Source organism: Aquibium sp. ELW1220, from assembly GCF_030398385.1.
GTDB lineage: Bacteria > Pseudomonadota > Alphaproteobacteria > Rhizobiales > Rhizobiaceae > Aquibium.
In genome coordinates, this window is sequence record NZ_JAOAOQ010000004.1 from 31841 (window position 1) to 50516 (window position 18676).

The 18676-nt window shown below is 67.2% G+C and carries 16 protein-coding genes and 1 pseudogene; 4 read left to right on the forward strand and 13 right to left on the reverse strand.

From position 1 onward, the window contains the following. Positions 1–68: 68 nt before the first annotated feature. From N1F91_RS04785 to N1F91_RS04820, 8 genes are all read right to left on the reverse strand, one after another. Entirely contained in the window at positions 69–1028 is a 960-nt protein-coding gene (locus N1F91_RS04785; protein WP_289990605.1) for a helix-turn-helix transcriptional regulator, read from the reverse strand. Between the two features lie 67 nt (positions 1029–1095). Then, positions 1096–2292, reverse strand: coding sequence for a benzoyl-CoA 2,3-epoxidase subunit BoxA (gene boxA / locus N1F91_RS04790; protein ID WP_289990606.1), 1197 nt, complete (start codon positions 2290–2292; stop codon positions 1096–1098). 352 nt (positions 2293–2644) lie between these two features. Continuing rightward, a complete protein-coding gene (gene boxB / locus N1F91_RS04795; RefSeq protein ID WP_289990607.1) occupies positions 2645–4096 on the reverse strand; it encodes a benzoyl-CoA 2,3-epoxidase subunit BoxB in 1452 nt (483 codons plus the stop codon). A 191-nt stretch (positions 4097–4287) separates the two neighbouring features. After that, on the reverse strand, positions 4288–5955 hold the full coding sequence (boxC, locus tag N1F91_RS04800; protein WP_289990608.1) for a 2,3-epoxybenzoyl-CoA dihydrolase: 1668 nt from the start codon (positions 5953–5955) through the stop codon (positions 4288–4290). Between the two features lie 130 nt (positions 5956–6085). After that, positions 6086–6619, reverse strand: coding sequence for a DUF309 domain-containing protein (locus N1F91_RS04805; protein ID WP_289990609.1), 534 nt, complete (start codon positions 6617–6619; stop codon positions 6086–6088). Next, a complete protein-coding gene (locus N1F91_RS04810; protein ID WP_289990610.1) occupies positions 6616–7431 on the reverse strand; it encodes an alpha/beta hydrolase in 816 nt (271 codons plus the stop codon). The genes N1F91_RS04805 and N1F91_RS04810 overlap by 4 nt, the downstream gene beginning before the upstream one ends. Before the next feature lie 4 nt (positions 7432–7435). Further along, positions 7436–8980, reverse strand: coding sequence for a benzoate-CoA ligase family protein (locus tag N1F91_RS04815; protein WP_289990611.1), 1545 nt, complete (start codon positions 8978–8980; stop codon positions 7436–7438). Positions 8981–9222: 242 nt separating this feature from the next. Then, on the reverse strand, positions 9223–9615 hold the full coding sequence (locus N1F91_RS04820; protein ID WP_289990612.1) for a DUF3307 domain-containing protein: 393 nt from the start codon (positions 9613–9615) through the stop codon (positions 9223–9225). A gap of 349 nt (positions 9616–9964) precedes the next feature. Between N1F91_RS04820 and N1F91_RS04825 the strand changes: the two genes are divergently transcribed. Together N1F91_RS04825 and msrP are read left to right on the forward strand one after the other, a co-directional pair. Then, entirely contained in the window at positions 9965–10852 is an 888-nt protein-coding gene (locus N1F91_RS04825; RefSeq protein ID WP_289990613.1) for a dihydrodipicolinate synthase family protein, read from the forward strand. A 159-nt stretch (positions 10853–11011) separates the two neighbouring features. Then, positions 11012–11980 carry a protein-methionine-sulfoxide reductase catalytic subunit MsrP gene (msrP, locus tag N1F91_RS04830; RefSeq protein WP_289990614.1) on the forward strand — a complete coding sequence of 323 codons (969 nt, stop codon included), beginning with the start codon at positions 11012–11014 and terminating at the stop codon, positions 11978–11980. 335 nt (positions 11981–12315) lie between these two features. Here msrP and N1F91_RS04835 read toward each other — a convergent pair whose 3' ends face one another. Together N1F91_RS04835 and trxB are read right to left on the reverse strand one after the other, a co-directional pair. Continuing rightward, positions 12316–13212: a LysR family transcriptional regulator gene (locus N1F91_RS04835; protein ID WP_289990838.1), complete on the reverse strand. Its 897-nt coding sequence runs from the start codon at positions 13210–13212 to the stop codon at positions 12316–12318. A gap of 29 nt (positions 13213–13241) precedes the next feature. After that, positions 13242–14216, reverse strand: coding sequence for a thioredoxin-disulfide reductase (gene trxB / locus N1F91_RS04840; RefSeq protein WP_289990615.1), 975 nt, complete (start codon positions 14214–14216; stop codon positions 13242–13244). A 283-nt stretch (positions 14217–14499) separates the two neighbouring features. Here trxB and N1F91_RS04845 point away from each other — a divergent pair, with 283 nt between their 5' ends. Both N1F91_RS04845 and N1F91_RS04850 read left to right on the forward strand, forming a co-directional pair. Beyond that, complete coding sequence (locus N1F91_RS04845) at positions 14500–14964, forward strand: Lrp/AsnC family transcriptional regulator (RefSeq protein ID WP_289990616.1); 465 nt, start codon at positions 14500–14502, stop codon at positions 14962–14964. A gap of 339 nt (positions 14965–15303) precedes the next feature. Beyond that, the gene (locus N1F91_RS04850; protein WP_289990839.1) at positions 15304–16155 is read left to right on the forward strand and encodes a glycosyltransferase family 2 protein; all 852 of its coding nucleotides are present in this window, start codon (positions 15304–15306) and stop codon (positions 16153–16155) included. A gap of 22 nt (positions 16156–16177) precedes the next feature. Here the strand turns inward: N1F91_RS04850 and N1F91_RS31105 are convergent, their stop codons facing one another. The 3 genes and pseudogenes from N1F91_RS31105 to greA all read right to left on the reverse strand — a co-directional run bounded on the left by N1F91_RS31105 (position 16178) and on the right by greA (position 18671). After that, on the reverse strand, positions 16178–16966 hold the full coding sequence (locus N1F91_RS31105) for a glycosyltransferase (protein WP_354670523.1): 789 nt from the start codon (positions 16964–16966) through the stop codon (positions 16178–16180). 144 nt (positions 16967–17110) lie between these two features. Further along, positions 17111–18142: pseudogene (locus N1F91_RS04860) on the reverse strand (glycosyltransferase family 4 protein); the annotation flags it as partial. A 55-nt stretch (positions 18143–18197) separates the two neighbouring features. Beyond that, the gene (gene greA, locus N1F91_RS04865; protein WP_289990617.1) at positions 18198–18671 is read right to left on the reverse strand and encodes a transcription elongation factor GreA; all 474 of its coding nucleotides are present in this window, start codon (positions 18669–18671) and stop codon (positions 18198–18200) included. Positions 18672–18676 lie beyond the last annotated feature (5 nt).

Sequence of the window (18676 nt, forward strand, 5' to 3'; positions counted from 1 at the left end):
CCGGGATGACGAAGGTGAAGGGGGACACCGCCGGACCAGCCCCGGCAGTTCCTGCCGGACGCACCCGTTCAGCCGGCCTTGCGCTGCACCCTCCCCGCAGGACCCGCCACATCCCCCAGGATCCCCCGCTCGCGGATGGCCGCGAGAACGTCGGCGAGGCTCTCCTCCAGCAAGCGGCCCGAGGTGTCGACGTGGATCGAGGCCTGGCGGTACAGCGCCTCGCGGCTGGTGAGAATGGTGCGCAGTTCCTCCATGGCGGCGGGGTTGCCGGCCATCGGGCGGGTGTCGCCCTGCGCGCGGACGCGGCCCATGTGCTCCTCGGGCTGCGCCTTCAGCCAGACCGTGTGGTAGTGGCGCAGCAGGTAGGTGAAGGTCTCGGGCTCCGAGACGATGCCGCCGGCGACCGCCAGCACCAGCGCATCGCTGGTCGCCACGATGCGCTCGACCGACTGCCGCTCCAGCCGCCGGTAGCCCTCCTGGCCGTAGAGCGCCATGACCTCGTTGACGGGCATGCCGCTCGCCTGCTCGATCTCGACGTTGAGCTCCAGGAAAGGCACGCCGAGCCGGTCGGCGGCGAGCCGTCCGAGCGTCGACTTGCCGGCGCCGCGCAGCCCGATGAAGGCGATGCGGCGGCCGCGCCGGAGCGACGGATGTTCCGGGTCGAGGATTTCCAGCACCTTCTGGCGCTGCTCGGCGGTGGCGCTGCGGTAGAGCCCCATCACCGTCATGACGTCGGAATTCCACGGGTCGTCGGCCCCGACCAGCCATTCGATGCGGTGGTCGAGCGCCTCGGCGACGCGGCGCAGCAGCACGATCGAGATGTTACCCTCTCCACCCTCGAGCTGCGCCAGATAGCGCTGCGAGACACCGGAGATTTCCGACAGGCGCTTGCGCGAAATGCCCTTGCGCGCCCGCGCTGTGCGCACCCGCTCGCCGACCATCGCCAGCAGCGCGGCGTTGGCAGCGTCCTCGGCGAGGAAGGTTTCGGGACGGCGCACCCGCCCGTCGAAGCTGACGATCTCGTCCATCTGCACTCTGCGCGTTCGAACAATATGCACTATATTGCATATTGTTCGAACAAATGCAACGGAACTGTCAGTAGGTCTCGACGTGGTAGCGGCCGGAATTTCGCATGCCGTCGCGGATGGTGCGCCAGTTCAGCCCTGCCCCGCGCGCGATGTCCTCGAAGGCGCTCTCGACGCCGATTTCCATCGCCTTCAGCCCGCAGACATAGACATGGGTGTTTTCCGAGGCGATCAGCGCGGCGATCCTGTCCTTCTCCGCACGCATGCGGTCCTGGACGTATTCCTTCGGCCTGCCGTCGACCCGGCTGAAGACGAGGTGTTTGGTGAGAACAGAATCGGCCACCTTCTTCAGCGGCCCGAAATAGGGCAGCGAATCGGGGGTGCGCGCGCCGAAGATCAGCGTCATCCCGCCCGAGGGGCCGTTCAGCGTGCGCTGGCGGCGCATGGTGAAACCGCGGAACGGCGCCGAGCCGGTACCGGTGCAGATCATCAGGATGTTGGCCTGCGGGTCGTTCGGCATCAGGAAGGTGGAGCCGAACGGACCGGTGAGCCGCACCTGCTCGCCGCGCCCGAGGTCGCAGACATAGTTGGAGGCCAGCCCACCCGGCTCGCGCTTGACGGTGAGCGACAGATTGTTGGTGTTCGGTCGCTCGCCGTCGCGCGGCGAGGAGACCGAGTAGAGCCGCATGCGGTGCGGCCGGCCGCTGGCGTCGAGACCGGGCGGAGCGATGCCGACGCTCTGGCCTTCGAGCACCGGAAACGGCGTCGAGCCGAGATCGAGGATGATGTGGCGGACGTCAGCGTCCCCCGTCTCGGCGGTCAGGCGGTAATTGCCCTGGACGGTGGCGATGGCCGGATTGGCGTTGGTGAAGAGGTTGACGCTCGGCTTCGATGCCGAAGCGGGCGCCCGCGCCGCACCACCTGCCCCCGCATGCGCCTTGGCGAGCAGGGCTGCGACCTCGTCGTCGAGGGCCTCGATGACGCCCGACCCGCCCTCGCCTGCCGCCGCGAGATCCTCCTGCTCGGGCAGTTCCATCCAGGACAGCTGTTCATCGAGCGAATAGGGCGTGGCCACCACGCGCCAGTTGTCGATCGAGCCGGTAGGACAAGGCGCGATGCAGTTCATGCAGAAATTGCACAATGACGCATCGACCACCACGTTGTTCTCGTCATGGGTGATGGCATCGACCGGGCATGCCTCTTCGCAGGTGTGGCAGCGGATGCAGATTTCCGGGTCGATCAGGTGCTGCTTGACGGGTGCGTTCATGGGGTTGGCTCGCTTTGGTCGATGCGATGGACAGCAGTCGCGGGGTCGGGGGCGTGCTCCCCGCCGGTCGTCGGTCGGGCGCGGGCATCCAACCCTCTATGTACGGGCGCTGCGCCCACCCTACGTGCGGCGGGCGCCACCCCCACTCTTCATGCGGCGGGCGCTACCCCCACTCTTCATGCGGCGGGCGCTACCCCCACCCCTACCCCTCCCCACAAGGGGGAGGGGGACGTGAGACGTTGGCGCCCCCTCCCCCTTGTGGGGAGGGTAAGGGTGGAGGGCGGCGCCCGCCCCGGCAGATAATGGATGGGGGTCCTTCCAGCTCGATGCGCCCGGTCGGCCCTCCCCTCCCTCACGCCATGTGCAGCTGCACGTACTCGAAGTCGCCGGGCTTGTTGTCGATGCCGACGCGCGGCGGGGCGATCCAGCCGGCATATTTTCCGGGCTCCGAGCACGGCACCATCAGCGAGGCGATGTAGTCGCCGTCGGCCTTCGACGGCAGCCACTCGTCCCTCCGGCGCTCGAACTCTTCCGTCGAGACGAGGCCGCCGTCGGGCGTCATGCGGACCGACGAGAACACGCCGATATGGCGGTGGAAGCCCGGATGCGGCAGCTTCAGTTCGAAGGGAACGCCCATCTTGGCGATCGCCGCGTTCCAGCGTTTCAGGCCGCCGGCCGCGTCGGTGATGTAGTCGTCGCGCAGCCGCATGTTGATGGCCGAGAGCGCCGGCACGTCGACCGTCACCACCTTGCCGTCGACCATCTGGACGACCGGATAGGTCGAGTTCTGGAGCCGGTGGTCGTCGTCGATCTTCGTCTCCTGATAGCGCCCCTTGATGCCGGCGTTGAAGGCGTTGGCGGCGTTGGTGGAGACCTCCTGGCCGAACAGGTCGAGCGACAGCGTGTAGTGCAGGTTGAGCTTCTTCTGGATCGTCGGCAGGTCGATGACACCGAGATTGCGCACCGCCTGGATGTCGTAGGGGTCCTCGATCCCGGCCTCCTTCATCGCCTCGCAGGTGCGCTGGATGACGCGGCCGACGCCGGTCTCGCCGACGAACATGTGGTGCGCCTCCTCCGTCAGCATGAAGCGGCAGGTGCGCGACAGCGGGTCGAAGCCCGACTGCGCGAGCGATTCCAGCTGCATCTTGCCGTCGCGGTCGGTAAAGTAGGTGAACATGAAGAAGGACAGCCAGTCCGGCGTCGCCTCGTTGAAGGCGCCGAGCATGCGCGGCGCCTCTTCCGAGCCGGACGAGCGGCGCAGCAGGTCGTCGGCCTCCTCGCGGCCGTCGGCGCCGAAATATTTCTGCAGCAGGTAGACCATCGCCCAGAGGTGGCGGCCCTCCTCGACATTGACCTGGAACAGGTTGCGCATGTCGTAGAGCGAAGGCGCGGTGAGCGCCAGGAAGCGCTGCTGCTCGACGGAAGCCGGCTCTGTGTCGCCCTGGATGACGATCAGGCGCTTCAGCATGTTGCGGTATTCGCCCGGCACCTCCTGCCAGGCCGGCTGGCCGGCATGCTCGCCGCTCGGGATGCGGCGATCCTCCACCTGCGGGGCAAGCAGGATGCCCCAGCGGTATTCCGGCATCCGAACGTAGTCGAACTTGGCCCAACCTTTCGGGTCGACCGAGATCGCCGTGCGCAGATAGACGAGCGAATCCTGGAATTGCCGCGGGATCAGGTCGTTCCACCAGTTGATGTAGCCCGGATGCCACTTCTCCAGCGCCTTGAGCACGCGCTTGTCGGAGGAAAGCCCGACATTGTTCGGGATCTGGGTGTCGTAGGAGACGTTGATCAGGTCGAGCATGGGTCCTCCGGGGGTGGGCAGGCTGTCTGGCGGTGCGTACTATGTAGTGCGTAGTGAGTAGTGAGTAGTGAGTAGTGGGTAGTGGGTAGTGGGTAGTGGGTAGTGGGTAGCAAAGATCGAGAATAGATGGGATAGAAACCATATTTCCTTATATTTACCTACGCACTACTCACTACTCACTACTCACTATCCTACACCCGCTTCATGTCGTACTCGCCCCGCACGCCGGTGCCGTAGCGCTTGAGGGCGCCGGTGTCGCCGACCGCGTTGGGGCGCTGGAAGATCCAGTTCTGCCAGGCGGTGAGGCGACCGAAGATGCGGGTTTCCATGGTTTCGGGGCCGGGGAAGCGCAGGTTCGCCTCCATGCCGGTCATGGCGTCGGGCGAGAAGGAGGCGCGTTCCTCGAGGAAGATGCGCACCTCGTCCTCCCAGTCGATGTCGTCGAAGCAGAAGGTGACGAGGCCGAGTTCGTTGGCGTCGAAGGCCTCCAGCGGCTCGCCGATGCGCGCCCTCGCCTCCTCCACCTTGCCGGGCTCGCCGAGGAAGCGGGTCTGCAGGCGGGTCAGGTCGTTCGACATCGGATAGGGACCGAAATTGCCGGCCGTCAGCGTGATGGTCGCGACCGGGCGGTTGTCGCCCTCGAAATCGCCCTCGGCCATGTAGGAGCGATCGACGGCGAAGAGCAGCTCGGCGAGCGGGCCTGCAAAGCACGAGCCCGGCTCGACCAGCGCCACCAGCGAGCGCGAGGTGAGGTCGACGCGCTTCAAGACGCGCTTCCAGTAGAGCAGGATTTCGTTGGCCAGCCAGTCCGACCGGCTGTCGAGGAGGAAGGCCTCGTGCGCGGCGACCAGCGCCGGATCGCCCTGCGCGCGGAAGACCAGCACCCCGACCTCAAGCTCGTTGTTGCGCAGATGCAGGATCGCATCGTCGAGCTCACGCGCGACCCGCAGCATCCAGGTCGAGGCGCCCTGCCCGTGAAGCGCCGCGACGTCGGCAGGCGGCGCCTCGTCGGCCTTCGGGCCATGGACGGTGACACGGCCGACGCGCTTGGCACGGTCGACCTCGACCTCGACGCTGGAATAGGTGAGCGAGCCGTCCTCGCCGATGCGGCGGTCGAGCGCCGTCAGCGCGATGCCTTGGGCGTCCGCCGGGCGGCCCGACTTCGCGGCGAATTCGCGGGCGCGCTGCGCCACGAGTTCGTCGAACTTCGTGTTCGGCACGACGTCGTCGACGAGGTTCCAGTCCTTGGCGCGCTTGCCCTTGATGCCCTCCTCGATGGAGCAGAAGACGTCGGCATGGTCGCGGCGGACCTTGCGCTTGTCGGTGACGCGGGTGAGGCCGCCGGTGCCGGGCAGAACGGCGAGCAGCGGCACCTCGGGCAGCGCGACCGAGGAGGAGCCGTCGTCGGTGAGGATGATGTGGTCGCAGGCGAGCGCAAGCTCGTAACCGCCGCCGGCGCAGGCGCCGCGCACGGCGGCGATGTAGTACTGGCCGGATTCGGCGCCTGCCACCTCGAAGGTGTTGCGGGTCTCGTTGGTGAACTTGCAGAAATTGACCTTGTGGGCGTGGGTGGCGCCGCCCAGCATGCGGATGTTGGCGCCGGCGCAGAACACGCGCTCCTTGCCCGACTGCAGCACGACCGCTTTCACTTCGGGATGCTCGAAGCGCATGCGCTGGACAATGTCGGCGAGCTCGATGTCGACGCCGAGATCGTAGGAGTTGAGCTTGAGTTCGTAGCCTTCAAACAGGCCGCCGGCCTCGTCGACATCCATCATCAGATGGGCGACCGCGCCCTCGTAGCGGATCTTCCAGTGCCGGTACCTGGACGGATCGGTCTGGAAATCGATTACCTTGGCCACATCCAACTCCCTGGGGTCTCGAGTGAGGGCGACCTTAATGCATTATCATGCGCTTTGGTAGCCTCGTTTTCCGCCATCACGGAACTTTTATGCATCGTTCCGATCTAGAACCGCGCGATATTATGCATTATTATGCAACAATGTCAGTCGACAGCGCCGGTCGTGCCGGCAAAAGCACGGCAAGTTCGTCGGCGCCATGCGCCTCGATCCGCAGCGCAAAGCCGCAGGTCGCGGCGAGCACCTGGCCGGGCGCAACCCCCATGCGCGGTGCGGAGCCGGCTTCGGCAAGCCGCAGTCCCGCGTCGCGCACCAGCCGAAGCGCCGCACGCCTTCGCTCCATGCGCAGCTTCAGGCAGGCATTGGCGAGCTGGATCAGGCCCTGGACGAGGTGTCGCTCGGCGCTGTTGGGCGCAGCCCCCATCCAGACCGGCTCCCAGACCTCGTGCGCCTCCCAGAAGAACCCGCCGCCATAGAGCCGGAAGCCGTAGAGCCAGGCCTCGTTGGCCCGCCAGGCGGCGGGATCGGTGCGCGCCGGCGCACGGTCGGCGACCCTGATGAACAGCCCCTCCTCCGGCCGCGGATCGCGGCCGGGCACGAAGGCGGTCGCGGGCAGCGGCCAGCCGGCGACCGCAGCCGGCGGGTGCGGCCGCAGCGGCGCCGTCATGCCGCCTCGGCCTTCGCCGCCTCGATGCGGTCGAGCCGCTCCAGATAGTCGACGAGGAGCGCCAGCGTCTTCTCCGGCTGCTCGACATGGGGGGCGTGGCCGCAGGCGTCGAGCATGGCGACGTCGACGGGGTTGTAGCTCTGCGTCTCGAGTGCGGTGATCTGGGCGCGGGTGCCGTACTGGTCGTCCTTGCCCTGGATCGCCAGCACCGGCACGCGGATGTAGGCAATGACCTCCTCGATGTTCCAGGCCGCGAAGGCCGGGTCGAGCCAGGCATCGTTCCAGCCGCGGAAGGCGTTGTCGGCATCCTTGTGGTACCTGGCGAGCCGGGCGCGCAGGTCTCCCGTCTCGTAGGCCTCGCGGGCCTTCCCGATCGCGGCGAGGCCCATCGCTTCGGTGAAGAAGTGCGGCGCCATCAGGACGAGGCCGCGGACGCGGTGGTCCTGCACCGAGCCGCCGTAGATCGCCGCGATCGAGGCGCCGTCGGAATGGCCGATCAGCACGCCCTCGCGGAAGCCGATGGCGTCGAGCACCTTGGGAAGCACGTCCAGCGCCTCGCGCGTCATGTAGTCGAGCGGGCGCGGCAACTCGGCCGGGTCCGACTGGCCGTAGCCGCGGCGGGACCAGGCGAAGACGCCGTAGCGCGTCGCCCGCGCCAGCCTCTCCGGGAAATCGCGCCAGAGCGCCGTGCAGCCGAGCCCCTCGTGCAGGAGGACGATCGTCGGCGCGGCGTCAGGCGCCGGTCCGAAGCATCGCCCTTCCAGTGTCACGCCGTCGATGTCGAGGGTCAGGCTTTCGCCGTCTTTCCACATGAGGTCATGCTCCTTCCCTGAGCTTGAAGCGCTGGACCTTGCCGGTCGCCGTCTTCGGCAGGTCCGGCACGATGTCGATCCAGCGCGGATATTTCCATGCGCCGACCTTGGCCTTGACATGCTCCTTGAGCGTCTCGGCCAGGCCGTCGGGCGCGTGCCCGTTCTTCAGCACCACGAAGGCGCGCGGCTTCTCGAGCCCCGCCTCGTCCTTGTGGGCGACGACGGCGGCTTCCAGCACGTCCGGATGCGAGACCAGCGCCTGCTCGACCTCGAAGGGCGAGACCCAGATGCCGGAGACCTTGAACATGTCGTCGGTGCGGCCGCAGTAGACGAAGCGGCCGTCGGCGGTGCGCTCGTACTTGTCGCCGGTGCGGGTCCAGTGGCCCTCGAAGGTCGAGCGGCTCTTGTCGCGCTGGTTCCAGTAGCCGTCGGCGGCCGAGGGACCGTTGACGAGGAGTTCGCCCACCTCGCCCGCGCCGACCTCGCGGCCGGCCTCGTCGACGAGGCGCACCTGGTAGCCGGGCACGGCGATGCCCGAGGTGCCGTAGACGATGTCGCCCGGCGCATTGGACAGGAAGATGTGCAGCATCTCGGTGGAGCCGACGCCGTCGAGGATGTCGGCGCCGGTCTGCGCCTTCCAGCGGTTGCCGATCTCGGCCGGCAGCGCCTCGCCCGCCGACACGCAGATGCGCAGCCGGTCGAGCCCGCCCGGCGTCTCCTTCGCCATGTGGGCGACCATGCCGGCATAGAGCGTCGGCACGCCGCAGAAGATCGTCGGCCGCAGTTCGGCCATGGCGGCGAACATGTCGGCCGGCGTCGGGCGGCCGCGGAACAGTGCCGCCGTCGCCCCGGCGGCCATCGGGAAGGTCATCGCGTTGCCGAGCCCGTAGGCGAAGAAGAGCTTGGCCGCAGACAGCACCGTGTCGTCCTCGCGGATGCCGAGCACCTGGGCGCCGAACGTGTCGGCCGTAGCCTTCAGGCTGCCATGGACGTGGCGCACGCCCTTCGGCCGGCCCGTCGAGCCGGAGGAATAGAGCCAGAAGGCGCATTCGTCGGGCTCGGCCTGCGCGGTCCCGCCGGTCTCGCTCGCGGCGAGTTCGTCGGCGAAGGAGAGATGCGCGCCGGGTTCGCCACCGATGACGAACACCGCCTTCAGGTGCTTGAGCCGCGGCAGCAGCGGCGCGACGACCGGCAGGAGTTCGTGCGAGACGAAAAGCGCGCGGGCGCGGCTGTCGTCGAGGATGATCTCGTAGTAGTCGGGCGACAGCAGCGTGTTGAGCGGCACCGGGATGACGCCGGCCCTCAGGCTGCCCCAGAAGATGACCGGGAACTCGACCTGGTCGAGCACGATCATCGCCGCGCGCGCCTCCGGCGGTATGCCGTGGCGGCAAAAGAGATCGGCCATGCGGCCCGACTCGCTCGCCAGTTCACCATAGGTGAGGCTGCGCCCGCCGGGCCCGCATTCGACGAAGGCAGGCTTGTCGGCACGGCCTTCCTCGACATGGCGGTCGACGAAATGGGCCGCGGCATTGCCGTTCGCTGGGTTCAACTCATCCTCCCGATGAAGCCTGTCCTTGCAGCCGCGCCTCGGCTCTCCTCCTCCGCGCGAATATGAGATATCATGCATCACGCCAGCGCGTGCTGCAAGCGCCCGCGGGCAATGATGTGCATTTTTGTGCATGCAGACGCGCGCGCCTCATGCGCCCGCGCAAGGGCGGCAGCCGGTCTGTATGCGGGATCGCCGGGCGCCGCTCCCTGCGGCGCCCGCGAGCGATCGCGAAGGCTGCTGGATCAGGCCGCGGCCCAGCCGATGGCGACGGCCGTCATCACCAGGTAGGACAGGTGATGGATGCACTGGTCACCGCCGTGCAGCGCCCAGTAGGCGGCCGTCGTCGGCCCCTTCTCGCTGCCGCGCGAAACCAGAGCCTTGCTGTGATCGATGAGGAAATGCACCACGAACTCCGCTGCGATCAGCGCCGCCACCTTCGGCAGTTCCAGTCCTGCCAGCAGGAGCGCAGGCACCGAGAGCACGGCATGGATGCCCGCGTGGACGTAGCCGCCGGGATGGTCGAGATGCCCCTTCCCCGCGATGATCCACGGTGTCTGGAGCAGATAGTCGGCTGCGTAATGCTTGAGCTGGAGACAGGCGAGGACGCCCAGCGTCAGCAATAGAACGTCACTCAATCCATGCCCCCGACATTTGGCGCTCACCATTGCGGGCGATCACGCGATTGCGATCCAATCTTGCCGTGATCGTCCCCCTTGCCAAGAGAGAAAGTGCAAATCCGCCTGCCGACAACCCCCGAAACGGGTCGCCGGGCGCGTTTTCCCGGCTGTAAACGGCATTCTGCACCAAAATGCCGGCCGACGATGCCGCCGCGGCAATGCAGCGGGCGCAAATCGACACTTCTTTCGCATGCACCCGCCGCGGTATGATCGCCGCGACGGGCGCGTGCGAACAACCGGGCTCCGGCCGTCGCAGCCGGACAGGCCGGCCACGAAAAGCATATCAGACCAGGGAAACGACCAGCCAATGCCGACATCCAGACTGACGGGCGTGATCGCCGCCGTCCCCACGCCGGTGACCGAGACCGGCGAACCCGATCTCGACCGCTTCCTGCGCCACGCCGCCTGGGCGCTCGACAATGGCTGCGACGCGCTCAACGTGCTCGGCACCACCGGCGAGGCGAATTCGTTTTCCGCGTCCCAGCGCAAGGCGGTGATGGCGGCTGCGGCCGGACGGCTCGACCGCGCCCGGATGATGGTCGGCACCGGCGCGCCGGATCTCGCCACCACCATCGAGCTGACGCGATATGCCCATGCCCAGGGCTTCGCGGCGGCGCTCATCCTGCCGCCCTACTACTACAAGGGCGTCGCCGACGACGGTCTCTTCGCCTGGTTCGAGCGCGTGGTGGCTGCGACGGCCGACGCGCCGATCCCGATCTATCTCTACAACTTCCCGCAGATGACCGGCCTGCGCTTTTCGCCCGATCTCTGCGCGCGGCTGCGCACGGCCTTCCCCGAGCGCATCGTCGGCGCCAAGGACAGCTCAGGCGACCTCGCCTATGCGGCGGAGATCGCCCGGATCGACGGCTTCGACGTCTTTCCGAGCAGCGAGACGGCCCTGGCGCAGGCGGATGCCGACGGCTATGCCGGCTGCATCTCGGCGACCGTCAGCGTCACCGCGCCGCTGGTGGCGAAGCTTTGGGCGAACCGCGCCGATGCCGGCCTGCTGAAGGCGGCCGGAGATGCCCGCGCGGCGATCTCCTCGGTGCCGCTCATTCCCGCCGTCAAGCACATGGTCGCCCGGCTGCACGGCGACGCCGAATTCGAAAGGCTGCTGCCGCCGCACCTGCCCCTGACGGACGCGCAGAAGGAGACGCTGGCGGGTCTCGACCTCAAGGCGATCGCGAAGGCCTGACGGCACCCGCTCCGCCGCGCCGCCGGAAAGGGCCGGGCGCGGCGGACCTTGCCCTGCCGACGCCACGCAGAAGTGATCGGCCTCGTCCGGCCGGCCGTTGCCAAGCCCGCAGCCGCGGCTACTGTCGATGTTTCGCAGCGGCATGAGGGGACAGGCGGAATGGTCGGTATCGTCAGACGTGCGGACTGGGCGCTGCCGGAAAGCGCGGCGACGCCGGAGCATCTCTTCCTCAACCGGCGTACCCTGGTCGCCGGTCTCAGCGGCATGATCGCGGCAACGGCCCTGCCGGGCTCGATGCCTGCGGCACGTGCGCAGGCATCCGACCAGACGCTCGACCTCTACCCGGCGAAGCTCAACGACGCATACCCCCTCGACCGGGCCGTCACGCCTGCCGATGTCGCGGGCCAGTACAACAACTTCTACGAATTCGGTTCGCACAAGCAGATCGCCGGCGCCGCCCGGAGCCTGAAGACACGTCCGTGGACGGTCAGGATCGACGGCCTGGTGGAAAGCGAGCGCGAGATCGGCATCGACGAACTGATCCGCGCCATGTCGCTCGAAGAGCGCCTCTACCGCCATCGCTGCGTCGAAGCATGGTCGATGACGGTGCCCTGGACGGGTTTTCCGCTGGCCCGCCTGATCGACTACGCCGCGCCGCTCTCGTCGGCGAAATATCTCCGCCTGGAAACCTTCATGGATCCCGAGGCCGCCTCCGGCCAGCGCCAGGTCTGGTATCCCTGGCCCTATGTCGAGGGGCTGACCATGGCCGAAGCGCGGAACGAACTCGCCTTCATGGTCACCGGCGTCTACGGCAAGCCTCTGGAGAACCAGTTCGGCGCGCCGTTGCGGCTCGCCCTTCCGTGGAAGTACGGCTTCAAGTCCATCAAGTCGATCGTCCGCATCTCCTTCGTCGACGAGCGGCCGATGGGCTTCTGGGAGCAGATCGCGCCCTCCGAATACGGCTTCTGGGCGAACGTTAACCCGCAGGTGCCGCATCCGCGCTGGAGCCAGGCACAGGAGCGTGTCCTTCACACCGGCGAAAGCGTGCCGACGCTGCTCTTCAACGGTTATGGCGAGCAGGTTGCCGGTCTCTACGCGGGCCTGGAGGGCGAAAAGCTCTACTCCTGAACCGCTCGCGCCGTCGGGGACCGGTTGGCGGGGAGCGGGATGGCCGCAACCGCTCTGCCTGATTCCGGGCAGAAAAAAAGGCCGGCTCACGAAGAACCGGCCCGAGTTGTTGGAGTTGCCTGTTAAGGCGAAACCTCCAGAGGGGAACACTCGCAAGCGCCAATGGGAGGAGGAATGCGCTCGCGAGATGACGCGTATATGTGCCCCTGCTGCCACTTTGGCAAGCAACTGATTTGCAATTCACCCATGCAATTATGGACGGACTGGGCAATCGGCAAGCAACGAATGCATCTGCGCGTTCGGCGGGCACCTAAACCACCAGCCCGGAACGGCCCTCAATAGGCCCAGCTGCGCGCCTTGGAAAACAGGAAGTCGCGGAAGGCCTTGAGCTTCGCCTGGTTTTTCATCGCCTCGGGATAGACGAAGAACGTGTCGAAGGACGGCACCTCCATCTCGGGCAGGATCTGCACCAGCCCGGCGTCCTTGTCGACCATGTAGTCGGGCAGCATGGCGATACCCGCGCCGGTCTTCACCGCGCGCCGGATCGACATCAGGTCGTTGATCTGGAGCGAAGCCGTCCGCTTCGTCCCTTCCGGCATGCCGAAGGTCTGCAGCGAGTTCAGGTCCTTGAGGAACTGCGGCACCGGCTCGCCGAAGGTCACCAGCCGGTGGCGGGCGAGATCCTCGACCGTGTTGGGCTTGCCGTGGCGATTGAGATAGGTCGGCGCGGCATAGACGTGCAGGTGCACCGTGAACAGCCGCCGCTGGATCAGGTCGGGCTGCTGCGGCTGGCGCAGCCGGATGGCGCAGTCGGCCTGGCGCATCGTCAGGTCGAGCTCCTCGTTGGCGAGCAGCAGCTGGATCTGCACCTCGGGATAGAGTTCGAGGAACTCCTGCACGCGCTGGGTCATCCAGCCGGCGCCGAGGCCGACGGTCGTGGTAACCCGGAGAACGCCGGAGGGCTTTTCCGTCGTCTCCAGCAGGCGGGAGCGGACGGTGTCGAGCTGCATCAGCACGTCGTGCGCGGTGCGGTAGAGGAGCTCGCCCTGCTCGGTCAACACCAGCCCGCGGGCATGGCGGTGGAACAGCGGCACGCCGATGTCGTGCTCCAGCGCGCTGACCTGGCGCGAGATCGCCGACTGGGACAGGTTCAGCCGTTCGGCGGCATGGGTGAACGAGCCCGCTTCGGCCGCGGCATGGAAGACCCGCAGCTTGTCCCAGTCGAATGGCATCATGGTCCCCTTCCCCGTCGCAGGACGGCCTATTCGGCCGCTTCGCGGTGCGTCTCGATCTCCGCCAGATATCTTTCCGCCTCGAGGGCGGCCATGCATCCCATCCCGGCCGCGGTAACCGCCTGCCGATAGATGTCGTCGGTCACGTCGCCGGCGGCGAAGACCCCCGGCACGTCGGTGCGGGTGGAGTCCGGCGCCGTCCAGAGATACCCGTTCGGCTTCTGCTTGAGCTTGCCGGCGAAGAGTTCCACCGCCGGCGAATGCCCGATGGCGACGAACACGCCGTCGATCGGCAGATCCGAGACGACGCCGCTCTTGCGGTTGCGCAGACGGATCCCGTTGACCGACGGCGGCATCGGCGCCTTGCCGGGGTCGCCGACGATCTCGTCGACCTCGGTGTCCCACAGGATCGTGACGTTGTCCTTGTTGAACAGCCGGTCCTGCAGGATGCGCTCGGCGCGGAACTCGTCGCGGCGGTGGATGACCGTCACGGACTTCGCCAGGTTCGACAGGTAGAGCGCTTCCTCGACGGCCGAATTGCCGCCGCCGATCACCACGACGTCCTTGCCGCGATAGAAGAAGCCGTCGCAGGTGGCGCAGGCCGAGACGCCGAAGCCCTTGAACGTCTCTTCGCTGGAAATCCCCAGCCACTTGGCCTGCGCCCCGGTGGCGATGATCAGTGCGTCGCAGGTGTATTCGGTGCCCGAATCGCCCTTGAGCCGGAACGGACGGCGCCCGATGTCGGCCTCGACGATGATGTCGCTCACCATGTCGGTGCCGACATGCTCGGCCTGCTTCATCATCTGCTCCATGAGCCACGGCCCCTGGATCGGATCGGCAAAGCCGGGATAGTTCTCGACGTCGGTCGTGATCATCAGCTGACCGCCCTGCTGCATGCCGGCGATCAGCATCGGCTTCAGCATGGCGCGCGCGGCGTAGATCGCCGCCGTGTATCCGGCGGGGCCGGAACCGATGATGATAACAGGCGCGTGCTTCGTTGCCATGACGCGATCCTTCCTGCGCAAATGCCAAACGAACCCGTTCCCACCATGTGCGGGAGCGAGCTCGATCCTTCCGATGATCTAAGGTTTGCATGCCCTGCTGCGCAAGGGCGCAAGATCGTTTCTCACAGCTGACGGACGGATATTGGCCGCCGACCGGACGGCGCCGGCCCGGCAGGCCCTGTCGCCGCCGCCGGCGCCGTCGACCCGGCTCGCTTTTGGATTCGGCATATGGCAACCATGGTGAAAGATTCTTGCGCGGCGAAGCTGCCGGGAAGGACCATGCATGAAGGCCGACCTCGACGCGACGGACTGGAAGATCCTGCGCGAGCTGCAAAGTGACGGGCGGATGACCAATGTCGAACTGTCGCGGCGGGTCGGCATCTCGGCGCCCCCCTGCCTGAGGCGCGTCAGGCGGCTGGAGGAGAGCGGCGTCATCCGCGGCTATCGCGCGCTGCTCAACGCCCCGGTACTCGGCTACGACGTCGTCGCCTTCTGTCTCGTCGGCCTGCACCGGCAGGCCGAAGGCGACATCCGCGCCTTCGGCGAGCTCGCGCAGGGCTGGTCGATGGTGCGGCAGGCCTGGATGATGTCGGGCGAGACCGACTTCATCCTGCATTGCGTGGCGAAGGACCTGTCGAGCTTCCAGGAATTCGTGCTGTCGGGACTCACCGCCGCGCCGAACGTCGACACGGTGCGCACGGCGCTGACCATCCGCCAGGTGAAGGACGACGGCCTCGTCGCGATCTGACGGCCGGTTGCCGTCCCTTGCTCCGCCGTCGGGCGCATCGCAACATCAAAAGTGACGTTGGGCAACCCCTGCGGGTAGTTGCAAATCCTTTCGATCCCGCTACGAATCGCGGCTGGACGGGTGTCGTGAGCGGGGGGAGGCTTCGCTTGCGGAGCATGCGTCCTGCAACCAGTGCGCGTTGCGGAGCAGCGCGCGCGACGAGACGAGACCGGAGTACAATGGCTTTCGTTATAATCCTCGCCCGTCCATCTGGCGCCATCCCGCGCCCGCACGACACGTCCCGTTCACCCTGCCGGTCATGATCGGACCCCGAACGTGAGCCGATACGAAGCACCGCCCATGGCGCCGCCGGGGGCAGAACCGCCGCCGCCGGACGGTTTGGCAGACGGGATCGGGCCGGCGCTCGAGCGCATCTCGGCATTCATCATCTGCAAGAACGAAAGAAGCATGATCGGCGCGTGTCTCGACAGCCTCGCAGGTGTGGGCGAGATCGTGATCGTCGACTCCGGTTCGAACGACGGCACGCTCGACCTGATCGCGCAGTATCAGTCCTTCGGCTGGCCGATCCGCCTCCTCCATCGCGACTGGACCGGCTTTGCGGCGCAGAAGCAGTATGCCCTCGACCAGTGCACCCTCGACTGGTGTCTCAACATGGACTGCGACGAGCGACTGACGGCCGACCTGCGGCAGGCGATTTCCCACCTGCCGCTCGGGCGGCCGGGGCAGGTCGCCTATTCCCTCGCCCGCCTCGACTGGCTGCCGGGCTACGGCTATGCGCCGCGTCTCGTCCACACCCATCGCCACACGCGCCTGTTCCGCAAGGACCGCGCCAGCTACGGCCTTACGGCGCTGCTGCACGAAGGGCTGAAGCTCGACGGAGAGGTGGTACCGATCTCCGTCGGGCGCCTGCTTCACTTCCGCAACCTCTCGGTGGGAAACGAAATGGACAAGGCGAACAGCTATGCGACGCTGAAGGCCCGGCAGAAATTCGCGGCCGGGGAGCGCACCGGGCCCGGGCGGATCGTGCTGCGGCCGCTCTGGCGCTTCGCGAAAAGCTACGTTCTGCAGCGCTACTTCCTCTGCGGCGTGCCGGGCTTCATCTATGCGGGGCTGCTCGGCAGCTACGTCTTCCTGACCGAAGCCAAGCTCTACCGCCTGCAGTCCGGCGCCGAACTCCCCGAAGAGACGTGACGGCGCCGCAGGATCACCGGATTCAGACCCCGAGGCTCTTCACCCTTTCGGCAAAACCACCCGCCATCTCCTCGTAACGTCGCCGCGCAGCAGCGCCGAGCGCAGCCTTGGCCGGGTCCGACATGGCGATGACCGTCTCGATCGACCGCTCGAGGCCGGCCATGTCGACATGGAAGCAGGTTCCGAGATGGCGCGGCTCCGACGAGGCAACCGGAACGAGAATGCCGCAGCCCGGCTCCACCAGTTCATTCATCGGCGGGCCGTCGGTCGTTACCACCACGGCACCCACCGACAGCGCCTCGACGATGTGGTGGCCCCACCCTTCCGCACGGGACGGACAAAGATGGATGCCGCAGGCGTTCTGCAGCCGGCGCAGCTCGGGATCCGACAGGTAGCCTTGCATCAGGACGATGTTCGGCGGCAGATCCGCCGGAACGTTCCCGGCCTTCTGCACGAGCACCATTTCCGGCCATTCGGGATGGGTGCGCCATAACGCCACGATGTCCTCGGTTCCCTTGAGCGTGCTTCCGCCGGCAAGGTGGAAGAAGCGCGACCAGTCCCGCTCCACCGAACCGTCCCGGCGATCCTCGGCGGAGAACCCGATGTATCGGGTGGGACGCCCGAGGCCCGAGAAGATGTCGGCCGCATGGGCGGTCTTTGCCAGCACGAGGTCGATGCTGCCGAGCCGGTCGATGTGGCGGCGGGGAAAGCGCTCCTGGTTGGGCACAAGCAGGTTGCGCTCACCTGCGGTGATCCAGCCCGGGTGCACCCGTTCGAGGTGGACGATGGTCCGGGCATGGTGCCGACGCATCAGCCAGGACGCGATCCCGCGCGCGCGCGCGGCGGCAAATCCGGTGCGTTCCGGCCCGAAGGCTGCGCGCAGCAGCTTGACGTCCCGCTCAAGGCCGTAATGGTTGTCGCGCGCGACGACGAGCACCTCCTGTGCCGTCGCGCCGCTCCAGACACGGTCGTAGACGGCACCAACGCCCGCCGCTTCATCCGACAACCGGAACGAGGTCCGCACCCGGTCCAGCGCGATCCGGCCATGCGCGAGGGCCTGCGGCACGTCGGCCATGTAGCCTTCGATCGCCGCGCGAAGCGCGTCGCCGTCGCCTGCCGGCACGACCTCGCCGCTGACGCCGGGCTCGATCATCTCGGCATAGGCTCCGGCATCGCTGGTGACGCAGGCGACGCCGCTGGCCATGGCCTCGAGCGGGGTCAGGCCGAATCCCTCGTTGCGCGACGGCGCGACGAAGAGCGTCAGGCGCCGGAACCACGCCTTGATGTCGGGAACCTCGCCGAGAAAGACGATCCGGTCCGACAGGCCGGCCGCGTCGATCCGGCTCTTCAGCACCGAGGCGAAGGCTTCGTTTTCGGCGGTGACCATGCCGGCGATCACCGCGGTCCAGTCGGGATGGCGCGGCAGGAGCGCGATCATGGCGTCGACGAACAGGTCGGTGCCCTTCTGATGACGCACGCGGCCGAAGCAGCCGACCGCATGGCGGCCGGGCAGCCCCATCGAGGCGAAGTCATCTCCCGGCGTCGCCGGCGGGCGGAACTCCTGCACGTCGATGCCATGGCGCACCACGGTATGGGGCGTGTCCAGGAAAGAGCCGGAATGCGCGCTCGTTGCGATGATCCAGTCCATCCGGCGCAGCAGCCAGCGCGTGAAACGCTTGTGGCGCCGCTGCGCGGCGGAAGTGAAGACGATACGCAGCGGTGCACGCAGCACGTCGCGCAGCACCAGGCCCATCACCATCTCGATGTTGCGCCTGGCATGCCATATCCGGAAGGGCCGGCCCGCCGGTCGACGCCAGAGGCCGAGCAGCGAGACCAGGCCGATCTTCGGGACTTTGGCCGGCAGCCGACCGCCGATCGTGGCGATCCGCAATGTCCGCGCCTGCTCCGGTACCAACTGGACGATCGTGCTGGTGACACCCGACAGGCGAAGCTTCAGGTTCGGTGCGATGACGTCGACGTCGTCGATGGGCAGGAGGGGCCTCGTCGTCGCTGGGTCGCTCGGATCCACGGCTCCCCCTGCATCAGCCAAACGAAATATCGATGATCTCGTAGCCGCGGGCGCCGCCCGGCGCATTGACCTCGATCGCGTCTCCCACACCCTTTCCGATGAGGGCGCGCGCGATCGGCGAAGAGATCGAGATGCGGCCGCTCTTCACGTCCGCCTCCTGATCTCCGACGATCTGGTATCGGTTCTTCTCTTCGGTGTCCTCGTCGACGATGACGACCGTCGCGCCGAACTTGACCTTGTCGCCGGACAGCTTGGACACGTCGATGACCTCGGCGCGCGCGATCAAATCCTCGAGTTCGCCGACGCGCCCCTCGTTGAGGCTCTGCTGCTCCTTGGCGGCATGATACTCGGCGTTCTCCGACAGGTCGCCATGGGCGCGCGCCTCGGAGATCGCCTCGATGATCCGGGGACGTTCCTCCTGCTGGCGCCAGCGCAGTTCCTCCTTGAGCGACTGGAAACCGCCTGCGGTCATCGGGACCTTGTTCATCTACG